The sequence below is a fragment of the Pseudoalteromonas piscicida genome, from assembly GCF_002744175.1.
Taxonomy (GTDB): Bacteria; Pseudomonadota; Gammaproteobacteria; order Enterobacterales; family Alteromonadaceae; genus Pseudoalteromonas; species Pseudoalteromonas piscicida_B.
Map to the genome: position 1 here is coordinate 1 of NZ_NKHF01000177.1, position 12212 is coordinate 12212.

At 43.6% G+C, this 12212-nt stretch carries 3 protein-coding genes; all 3 read left to right on the plus strand.

Features of this window, described 5'->3' with window-relative positions:
• Positions 1–2151 (plus strand): non-ribosomal peptide synthetase (locus tag CEX98_RS22335; protein WP_143484397.1); only part of this gene is annotated, 2151 nt, incomplete at its 5' end.
• A gap of 95 nt (positions 2152–2246) precedes the next feature.
• Positions 2247–4814 carry a M28 family peptidase gene (locus tag CEX98_RS22340; protein WP_172439842.1) on the plus strand — a complete coding sequence of 856 codons (2568 nt, stop codon included), beginning with the start codon at positions 2247–2249 and terminating at the stop codon, positions 4812–4814.
• 5 nt (positions 4815–4819) lie between these two features.
• Positions 4820–12212, plus strand: a 7393-nt coding sequence (locus tag CEX98_RS22345; protein ID WP_143484398.1) for a non-ribosomal peptide synthetase, incomplete at its 3' end; no start/stop codon positions are given.

Below are 12212 nucleotides of genomic sequence, written 5' to 3' on the forward strand. Positions count from 1 at the left end.
CATATCGAGCTTGATGGACTCGTCGTTAATGAGGTACCAAATCACGATGATAATGTGAAGTATGATTTGGAGTTAACAGTAACGGAGCTTGCCGATGGGCTGGAGCTTAGCTGGACATATAGCCGGGCTCTGTTTGAAGCGCAAACCATTACACGTGTAGCTGACAATTTTGCGCAGCTGATCACAAGCACTTTGCAAGCTCCGAGTTCAAACTTAGCGTCACTGACTTACATGTCAAAAGAGCAGGAAGCTTTGTTGTTAGAAAAATGGTCAGGTAAGTCAGAAGTGATATCAGGCGTGGAACATCTGTTGCAGGCGTATCAGCAACAAGTTGAGTTATTCCCAGAACAAATAGCTGTATGTTTCGAAAAGCAATCTTTAACTTACAAAGCAATGGATGAAAAAGCGAACCAACTTGCACACGCATTGTTGAGTAGGGGGTGTGAAGCGGGGGATGTAATAGGCGTTGCGTTACCACGCTCAGTAGATATGGTCGTAGCGATTGTGGCAATTTTAAAAACAGGAGCAGCCTATACACCGCTAGATTTGGATTTGCCGGATGACAGATTGCTTTATTTGCTGCAAAATTCTGGTGCGCAAGTTGTTGTGACAACCGAGGCGGGGGCCAAAAAGCTGCCGACTAATGGGGAGAAACTACTGTGTATCGATAGTCGCGGTTTTGGTGAGGAAGCAGAACGACTGCCAGTCACGGCACCGCCAATTGATGATGCTAAAGTTTCACAGCAGCTCGCTTATGTAATATATACGTCAGGATCTACGGGTAATCCAAAAGGTGTTAAAGTCAATCATAAGGCGATAGCTGCGCACATTATGGAATGGGGAAAAATACTAGGGATCCAGCCTGGCGATCGCGTGTTACAAGTTGCTACCGTGAACTTTGATACGTCTGTAGAGCAGATATTTGTTAGCCTTAGCTTTGGTGGAAAGCTGTGTATTGTTGAGCCCAAAGAGATGAGTGTGCAGGAAGTGTGGCACTATTTGCGTGAGCAAAGGATTAACTTTGCTGACTTTACACCCTCATATTTTAATACCTTAGTAAGCGCAGGATCTTTGGGTGAGCGAATGGAACAATGCGAACTAAAAGCGATTTCTTTGGGAGGAGAGAGCTTTACACGAAGTATTGCTGACGCTTGGGATAAATATAAATTGTGGAGTCATTGTCGCTTGATCAATGCATATGGACCTACAGAAGCGACGGTAACATCGACCTATTACGAGCTCAACGGCAATGAATCAGGTGTGATTCCGATAGGCTACCCAGTGCCCGGAAAGTGTGTTTATGTGGTTGCAGAAGACGGCACACTCTGTCCTCCAGGAGTGGTTGGTGAACTTTGTCTTGGCGGCCCCAATCTGGCAGAAGGGTATTTGGGCATGCCACAAGCCAGTGAGGAGAAATTTACCAGCAGCTTATTTAAGGGGGATGTTGGCAGAGTGTATCGCACAGGTGATCTGGTGCGGTTTGATGCCTTACAAAGGTTGGAATTTATTGGCCGGATTGATGAGCAGGTTAAGGTAAGGGGATATCGAATTGAATTAGAAGAGATATCTTCGGCACTAATGAATGTAGAAGGGGTGAATGATGCGGTTGCGTTGGTAAAAAGCACGCAAAATAGTGACTTTTTAGCAGCATATATTGTTTTAGAAGCCGGTCAAAAAGAACAGATGATAGCTCAGTGTCAGGCTTATCTGAAAGGTGTATTACCTCCTTACATGCAGCCTGCGACCTACAATGTCATCGAATCTGTGCCACTGACGACTAATGGTAAAGTAGATAAAAAAGCGTTACCTACACCTGAAATTAAATCTTATGTTGAATGGCAGGCTCCTGAATCTGCAATTGAACTGGAGTTAGCAGCTATCTGGGCACAAGTGCTGGATGTGGATATTGACACCTTAAGTCTTAAAGATGATTTCTTCATGCGTGGTGGGCAGTCATTGCTGTTAATGAAGTTGGTTACTGAAATCAAGCATCAATTTCAGTTCGAAATAGCAGTGAAAGATCTATTCACGACCAGAACTTTGGCTGAGCAGGCGGCTTTCCTGTCGCAGCGAGTTGAGGAACAAGCGTTATTAAGCCAAGTTACCGGTGAAAACCAAGATATGCAGGATCTCAATGAGCTGGTGATTTAACACTCAGAGACACAACAACAGAACGAGAAATAACGACTCAGAGTGGAGATAAATTCACTCTGGATAATAACAATACCTGTAATAGGATATGGACTGTGAATTACTTATTACGATTTGCTCTGGTAACGGGGCTTTCATGTATTTTTATATGGCTAGCGTCGGGCTTCTATTCCGTGCCCGTTGATGATAGCCGTGAGTATATAGAACAATATAATTATTCGACTCAGAACGTTCGCAAACATTTAGAAGTCATTGCGAAGGAACCACACCCAACCGGATCCAAAAATATCAAAATAGTGCGTGATTATCTGGTTAGTGAATTACAAAAGTTGGGTGCTGACGCGAGTGTTCAGCAGGCTGATATTCAGAAGCTGGCATTTGGTAATCAATACTTTGCACAGGTAGAAAACGTGATCGGCGTATTTCGAGGCTCCGAGCCTTTAGGTAAGGCGTTAGTGTTGATGGCCCATTATGACTCTTTTTCCCATTCACATGGTGCAAATGATAATGGCCTTGCCGTAGCGACGATTTTAGAGACCATGCGTATTGTTATGGAACAAGGCGGTGTAAAAAATGATGTCATAGTGCTGCTGACTGATGCCGAAGAGCAGGGTGGATTGGGGATCTCAGCGTTTATGGAACGCCATCCATTGGCAAAGACAATCGGTCTAACGGTTAACTTCGAAGCGCGAGGTAGTAATGGACCGTTAAGAATGTTTGAAACCAGCTCAAATAATGATGCAATTGTTGCTGCATTTGCGGATGCTTCGCCTTTTCCTTTAGCGGATTCCTTCTATTACTCGCTCTATCAAATAATGGGAAATTATAGTGATATGAGTGTGTCGCTGGAGCATGGTGTGCCAGGTCTTAATTTGGCCTACAGTGATGGATTTTATCACTACCATGTAATGTCTGATAGTGCGGAAAACGTAGGTGAAGATAGTTTACTGCACGCTGCAACTTATGCTTTGTCTTTGACTGAATACTTTGGTAATACAGCGTTACCCTTAGAGGCTGAGGGGGATCGCGTGTTTTTCAATGCAACTCCTAGTTGGTTTGTTGATTATCCACAATGGGTTGGGCTGTTGCTGCTACTTGTGACAGCAACCCTTTTCGTCAGCTACATGTATTCACTAAAAAAACACGAGGAACTTAAAGTCTGGGGAATGGCTTGGTCAGCTATTATTGTGTTGCTACAGCTCGTTTTGATATTGATGCTGGCCAATGGTCTAAATACGCTATTGGGTGGTGGCTTAAATGCATACTTCGCAGGAGAGGAGAGCTTTTTTCAATTGCTATCAGAAAGCCGAGAAATCTTCTTGGGGTTAGCGTTAATATGTCTTGCCTTCCAGCTTGTATTTATTCGTCTGCTCGTTAATGGGGTAAGCTTTCCTAAGGTTGCGATATTTATCGGTATCATCATTGCTCTGTCAGCTTTTGAAAGTACGTTATTGCCAAGTATGGTCTTACTGGTTTTAGCAATCTTGGCAATGTTTCTATATCTAAAGGTGTTTGGTAAGAGCAGGAAAGTACCCTACGGTGTTAATGAACTTTTTGCGGGTTACCTTGGGTTTTGGTTTGTTTTAAGTGTCGTGTTCACCTTACTGATCCCTATGATGGCGCATATATTTGTCTGGCCGCTGTTGATCAGTTTGCTGTGTTTGAATATTGGGCGCTTACTAACGCATAAACTAAATTCAGACATGCAAAGTATCGCCATTTTTGCCGGGGCTGCACTGGCTATTTACTGGTGGAGCAGTTATGCACTGCTTGTCTTTACCGCTGTAGGTCATTTGGTGCCTGGCATCGCAATGCTATTTGTCGTGCTGGTTACAGGGTTGCTGGTTCCATTAATTAACACTGCCATGGATCGGTTAAAAAGCCTTCCTGCCATGGTTAGCGGTGTATCAGGGATCGTATTGTTAGTTGTTGTACTGAATGGTCACCAGTTTAATGAGACGGTTAAAAAGCCAAATGAACTGTTCTATTTTGTTGATACAGTTGCGAATACCACGGAGTGGGCATCTCTAGATGTCGAGCTTGATAGGTGGACTGAAACCGTATTCGGCAAAGAACAGCAACAGAAAGTTGAGCAAAGTTCTAATGCACAGCGCATTTACCCAATAGTGGACAAAGGGATGTTTGCAGTCGCAGCGCCAAATGCGGCGATAGAGCCTGTTACAATGCATGAGTTTAGTACGCAGCTAACGGATGATACACAAGTCATTAGTTTTACTCTCAAGCCTAAATCTCAACTGGAAAAGCTTAATATTTTTATAAAATCTCCGGAGCAACTCAAGTCAGTTAAATTTAATGGGGAAAGTCTGGACAATATAAACCAGGCAGCTGCACAGATCGCCTCGCTAACTCAAAGCTGGTCACATTGGCAGTACTTCGGGCTACCAGAAACCGGAGCGAAGTTTGAATTTCAAATTCCTGCTGATGGTGCGCTACAAGTAAGGTTTGTCGAAGTTCATAGGGGAATACCTGAATCCGTATCAAAGCAGCTGTCACCGCGTCCTGCAAGCATGATGGCTCGTTCCTACAGCTTAGCGAGTGATAGCTTTAGCGATATGACCGTTATTGTTAGCGAGTTTAATAGTAATACCGAGCAAAGCTTGAGCGCCCGTTCACAACAAAACAAGAATCAAATTTCCGAGTGAAAAATATGCGTATTGAACAAATTTTAAAAGCCTGTGTTGAGGCAAATGTGTATCTTTGGGCAGAAGCTGGCCAATTGAAGGTCCAGTTCAAAGGAGTAAAGTTAGATCCGTCACTTGCATCCTTGTTGAAAGAAAATAAGCAAGCGCTACTGACCTACCTAGAGAATAATGCCAATAAGAAAGTAAAAGCGCTCCCCACGTTAGATACACGTAAACCGGATGAGGAGTTTGATGCTTGTACTTCTTTCGGTCAAAGTCGGCTATGGTTTATTGACAGCCTTGCAAAAGGGAATAGTCAGTACAATATGCTGGGTACCCTGTCACTTAAGGGAGAGTTCAATATTGATGCATGCCGAAGCGCACTTAAGGTGTTGCTTGAGCGCCATGAAATTCTACGAACGCATTTTATTGAAAAAGAGGGTCAGCCGTATCAACGGATAAAGCCTGTTGATGAGCCCGCTTTTAAAATGATTGATTGGCAATCTCATGAACAGACTGACTCTAAGGTAATCGACTTTATTCGACAGGAAACGCAGTTTTCGTTCGACTTAGCGCAAGGGAATCTGTTTAGAACGCATGTACTTCAATGTTCTGATTCCGAGTTTGTCTTGGTATTTAACTTACACCACATTATTTGTGATGACTGGTCGGTTAAAAACTTAGTTAGTGAGTTCGCTGAGTTGTACAATTCTCTGACATTAAACACGCAGCCAAAACTGTCGTCTTTACCTGTCCAGTATGCCGATTTTGCGAGTTGGCAAAAGCAATGGCTAGAAACCGCTGAAGCTAAGTCTGGTATAAACTTTTGGACCGACTACTTATCGGGAGCCCCAGAGCTACATAGCTTGCCACTCGATCATCCTCGCCCGGTCAAGGCCAATTACGAGGGACAGGCGCTGATTTTTGAGTTAGGTGCTGAGCGCAAAGCTGAATTGCAAAAACTAGCTAATCAGGCCGACACCACTTTATTCGTGGTTTTACAAAGTCTCTTTTCAGTTTTATTGGCCAAGTTTGGACAGCAAGATGATGTTGTGATGGGGGTGCCTGTTGCTGGCAGACAGCATCATGATTTAGATAATTTGATTGGTTTTTTTGTTAATACCATCGCTACGAGAACCCAAGTTAATTTGTCTGAGACGTTTGCAGCACTTTTTGAGCGAAATAGAGATAACCTTCTGGAAGCGTTTAACCATCAGAATATTCCATTTGATATGGTGGTCGAAGCGTTAAATCCTACTCGTAGCCTGAGTTACAGCCCTCTGTTCCAAATCATGTTTTCATTGTTGGAAAACACCGATTTACCAGTGCAGCTCAATGGCCTGGATGTGGAAGAAATTGATACAGATAGTCATGCTGCAAAATTTGAATTACAGCTGACTGCTATCAATAATGGGCAATTAACCCTGCGTTGGTTATTTAATCCGACTCTGTTCGACAGCGCTACGATTGAACAGTTAAGCCAAAGGTTTATTACCTTGATTGATGGGGTGATAGCTGATCCTTCTCAGTCAATCGGGGCGTTACCTTTACTGGCCTCACAGGAATTAGTTTTATTAGACAAGTGGGGAACCGCAGACTTTCAAGATTTTGCACACAGTGACAGGGTGACGCCAGCGTGTTTGTCAGACATTGCAAAGCACAAGCCACAACAAATTGCAGTGGCATTTGAAGATAGTGAAATAAACTACGGTGAATTTGCGCTCAGAGTAGAGCGACTTGCTTCGTACCTTATTGGCTTAGGTGTGCAGCCAGGAGACAGGATCGCTTTGTTGTTGCCGCGTGGTATCGACGCAATTACCGCCATCTATGCAGTTTGGCAAGCTGGCGCAGCTTACGTGCCCATTGATGTTGACTACCCACAGGAGCGGGTAGCATATATCTTAGCCGACTCAGAAGCCAAGCTAGTAATCAGTCACCAGAGTAACCAATCGTTGCTAACTGAAGCCGTCGCGGTTTATCTGGATTGCCAACAGACCCAGCAGCAAATATCGAGTGTAAAGGCTGCGCCAGAAGTCATGATTGCACCTACACAGTTGGCCTATATCATCTATACCTCTGGCTCGACAGGGTTACCCAAAGGGGTGATGGTTAACCATGGAAATTTGAACAATTTGCGCGAAGGGCTGTTGCAGATTTGTACTCAACAGTTTAGCCGTTTTACTTCCTGGGCATGGAACGCATCATATGCTTTTGACTCTTCACTTAAAGCGATAAGTTTATTGTCTAGGGGTATCACTCTTTATGTGTTAAGTGATGATGTACGTAAACAGCCTGAGCAGCTGCTAAATACTTTTGGCCATCACGCAATAGACATTTATGACTGTACTCCTTCTCAGTTAGAAGCGTTACTGGACTTGGGCAGCAAAGAGGCGCTGTGCAACTTGCCAAACCTGGCGCTTGGTGGTGAGCCGATATCGACAGATTTATGGAACAAAATCGTACAGGTTTGTGAGCAGAACAACCGTCGGGCGTTAAATTTATATGGCCCTACAGAATGTACAGTTGATACCACTTTTGCCCTTGTTGAAAAAGGAACTCCCCCTAACATTGGCAGACCTCTTCCAGGGTACATCTGTAAGGTTGTGGACAGTGTCGGCCAGAAAGTGCCTATTGGCGCTGTGGGTGAACTATGGATAGGTGGTACAGGCGTGTCTAATGGATACCTAAATCGCGATGAACTGACTGCTGAAAAGTTTTGTGTAGACGATCAGGATAGCGCGCTACGCTTTTATAAATCGGGCGATCTGGTGCGCTGGAACAAAAGCGGCGTCATTCAATATGTGGGAAGAACAGACGATCAAATAAAGCTTCGAGGCTATCGAATTGAGCTAAGTGAAATTCAAACACAGGTTCAGTCTTTGCCGGATATCAAAGAAAATGTAGTGGTTGTCAATAAGCACAATAATTCAAGCTTAGTGTGCTACTTTGTGGGAAATACCGAGGTTTCATGGAACGATGAACGATGCGGACAATTACAACAACAACTAAGTGCACGATTGCCTCAGTTTATGGTGCCTGCAGTGTTTATACCGGTTGCACAATTTTCACTGACGACAAATGGTAAATTGGATATAAGGGCTTTGCCTGATCCAGCTGATCACATCGCGACCTTAGGTAATGGCGCGCAAGCGACAACAGCCACAGAAAAGGCGGTAGAAGGTATATGGAAGAACCTTTTAAATATCGAGTCTCCATCGATTGATGATAACTTTTTTGTCTCAGGAGGACATAGTCTTCTGGCAGCTCGCTTGATTGCATGTATTAGTGACGAGTTATCTGTCACAGTATCTCTGCAGCAGCTGTTCGAAGCGCCAACAATCAGAGGACTGGCAGCGAACATCGAAGTTTTAAGGGATGAGTCAGGGGGGGCACCGCAAAGCAAAAAAATTGAACTTAATAAGCAGCAATTACCCGAGCAAATTCCCTTATCATTTTCTCAGCAGAAATTATGGGTTCTGGAACAGCTTATGCACACGGAGGGAGTGCAGCAAAATAGTGGAGGCATATACAATCTGGTCGTTGGATTGAAGTTAAAAGGCGCACTCAATATTGAACGACTGGAAAGTGCTTTAGCAAAATTGCTGGAAAGGCACCACAGTTTACGCACCAAAATAAAGAAAACGGAGAGTGGCCCCTACCTTGCAATATCACCAGCAAATGAGTTTGTCTTAGCGAAAGAGAAGTTAGACAACAGCGAAGAAAAAAACAGTTATATTAAAAACATGCTGGATCAAGGTGGCATGCACCGCTTTGATTTAGCCCATGAGTTACCATTTAAAGCGTCTTTAGTTGAGTTGGCAAAAGATGAGCATGTACTGATCTTTGTGATGCATCATATTGCAACAGATGGTTGGTCATCAGCGGTTTTTATTAAGGAGCTAAATGCGCTTTATGCCGACCCCCATGTTGCTTTACCAGAGTTAGAGCTGCAATATGCAGATTATTCAGTTTGGCAGCAAAACATGCTACAGCAAAAGCAATTTAATGCGTCATTAAGCTATTGGTATGACACATTAAAGGGGAGCCCCTCCTTTCACTCTCTACCAATGATAGCGCCGCGGCCTGAGCGTCAGCAATTTGTTGGCAGGCATTATCATAGTCAAACAGGTACTGAACTGGCTACTCAGCTCCATCAATGTTCGCAACAGCACAATGTATCCTTGTTTATGTTATTGGAAAGTGCTTTCGCTTTGCTTGTTGCTCGATGGTCAAACAGCGATGATGTTGTGATTGGTGTTCCAGTTGCCAACAGGGATATTGCGGGTATCGAAAATCTGGTGGGCTTCTTTGTTAATACTGTGGCGTTGCGCTCACATGTTAATAATGAAATGAGTTTCGAAGAGTATTTAGCTGCTAATGCGCAACGCATTATGGAAGGGTTCAATCACCAGCATATTCCATTTGAACTGGTCGTTGAAAAGTTAAACCCCGCAAGAAGCAATAGCCACTCGCCAATTTTCCAAATTATGTTCACGCTTAACAACAATGAGCAGGTAGATTTAGTGCTGCCTGATGTTGTTGCCGAGGAGTTGGAGCAAGAAAACCAGGTCGCTAAATTTGAGCTGGGCGTTGCGGTACATGAACGTGATGGCAACGTTGAAATTATCTGGGAATACAATACCGGGTTGTTTGATGATGCCTTTATTGAGCGTTTTTCTGCGAGCTTCAACACACTATTATCCGCAATAGTTAAAGATCCTAAGGCAAACATACTCGCCCTGCCCGTTGTGTCTGAAGCAGAGCAAAAACTGCTTGCAGGATGGAACAATACCCAATGCCAATTTCAGAGCCCAGACTCATTGGTTGCACTACTGCAAAACAGTGTCACAGACTATCCAGAGCACCTTGCTGTAACAGTCGGAGCAAATCAATACACATATAATGAAATTAATACTAAGGCCAATCAACTAGCAAACTATATCCTCAATGAATACGGTGTGGTGCAACATCAATTAATTGGATTATGTTTCGCAAGAGATGTTAATGCTCTCGTTGCAGCTATTGCCGTGACAAAGTTAGGTGCGGCTTTTGTGCCAATTGACCCTGACTTTCCTGCTGAACGAGTCGATTATATCGTTTCGGATACAAACCCTCCTTTGCTATTAACAGATAAGGTTGGTCAAACTGCGCTGTCACAAGTTTCAGGTCAAATCATCAATGTTGAAGCACCAGAACAAGCCGCTGCGCTGAAGCTGAGTTCGACTGAAAACCTGGATCTAGACATCAAAGGCAGTGACTTAGCCTATGTAATTTATACTTCAGGTTCCACTGGGCAACCCAAAGGGGTGATGGTAGAACATCGAAATATTTGTAATTATTTACAAGCTATCAAGTCGATGATCAATCAACCAGAGGGTGGACGCTACACTTCCTGGACAAACTATATCTTTGATTACGCAATATCTGAGTGGTTTGTACCTTTACTTCATGGAGGAAGCTTACATATTCTTCGGAATGAACAACGTACAGAGCCTGATGTCTTTTTTGAATACTTATTGCGTGAGAACATCACTGCAACCTATGTTCCACCATTTTTCCTAAAAGAATTTAGAAATTGGCTGGTTGAAGGTAAGCGGACACTGCAGTTAAAAGTCATGATTGTAGGCTTGGAGCCTATCGATCAAGCGCTTTTAGAAGAGATCAAATCGTTAGTACCTGGGCTTAACATATATAATGGCTATGGCCCTACTGAAGCGACCATTGCTTGCACATTCTACTCTGTACAAGATCATAAATCTGATAGCGTTTTAAAATCAAAAAATACGCCCATTGGCTTTCCAATCGATAACGTGACTCACTATGTTGTTAATCAGCAAGGGCAATTGGCACCGATAGGGGTTGCAGGAGAATTATTAATTGGTGGTAAAGGCTTAGCGCGGGGCTATTTAAACAAGCCTGATGCAACAAAGGCTGGTTTTGTGGAGCATCCTTTTAATCCAACAGAAACAGTGTATCGAACCGGGGATTGGGTGAAATATTTAACCGATGGCAACATTGAGTTTGTTGGACGCATTGATAATCAGGTAAAAATTAGTGGTCTTCGTGTCGAACTTGGAGAGATCGAAGTCCAAATGTTGAATTGTCCATTGGTTGACCAGGGGGCGGTTGTCGCAAAGTCAATGAACAATGGCGATAAGAAAATAGTAGCTTTTGTTATTGCCAAAGACGAATGTGACTTCTCTGATCAGGCTCAGTTCAGGTTAAGATTACGAGAGCACCTTAAGAAAAAGCTCCCTGAATTTATGGTGCCAAGTATCATTCAGTTAGTGCAGACACTACCTATGACTGCATCTGATAAAATAGATCGCAAGGCATTAATGAATCAGGAGCTTACTATTGAAAGTAAGAACAATGAAGCACCATTGGTGGCAAATAAGTTAGCTAAGGATGTCCATGCTTTATGGCAGGATGTGCTGGGGGTTGAACAAATAGGGCTGGACGATAATTTCTTCGAAATTGGTGGTACTTCACTTAATGCAGTTCAATTAACCAATAAGATAAAAGGCACCATTTACCCTAAGATAAGTGCTGTAGATATATTTGCTAATCCAACGATTAACAGCTTAGTTACGTTAATCGCTCAGTCGCAAAAGGAGCCTGAGCCAGAGCAAAAACAAAAAGCAAAAAATAGCCATGACGCATCAGGAACACGTGATATCGCGATTGTTGGTATGGCTGGGAGTTTTCCCAAAGCTGAAAACGTGAGTATGTTCTGGCATAATCTCAAGGAGGGGATCGAAGGGATAAGTTTCTTTGATGCTCAGCAGCTAAGTGACTTTGGTGTTCCCGATTCAAGCATTAACGATCCTAACTACATCGCCGCCCGGGGAATACTCGATCGCAGCTTAGAGTTTGATGCTGCTTTATTTGACTATAAAAACAGAGAAGCAGAACTTATTGACCCACAATTGAGGCTTTTGCATGAGTGTGCTTGGGAAGCGTTGGACAATGCTGGGTATGGTGGTGATCAACACAATAGAAAGATAGGGATCTTCGGTGGTGCAAGTAATAATTTGCTATGGATGCAGCAAATATTCCAGCAAAACTCTGGGATAGGCTCTGATATTTATGACCTCGCGACACTCAGTGACAGAGAGTTCTTTATGTCACGAGTGGCTAACAAACTGAACCTAACAGGTCCCGCGGTAAATATTCAAACGGCCTGTTCGACCTCGCTGGTTGCCACTCATATGGCTGTCCAGTCATTGCTCAGCGGTGATTGTGATATGGCCCTGGCTGGAGGGGTTTCAATGCGAGCGAACAAAGAAGGCTACCTGTATCAGGAAGGAATGATTAGTTCGCCAGATGGTCATTGTCGAGCGTTTGATGCAAAAGCAAAAGGTACCGTTGGTGGCGAAGGCGTTGGTCTGGTATTGTTAAAGCGTCTGGACGATGCCC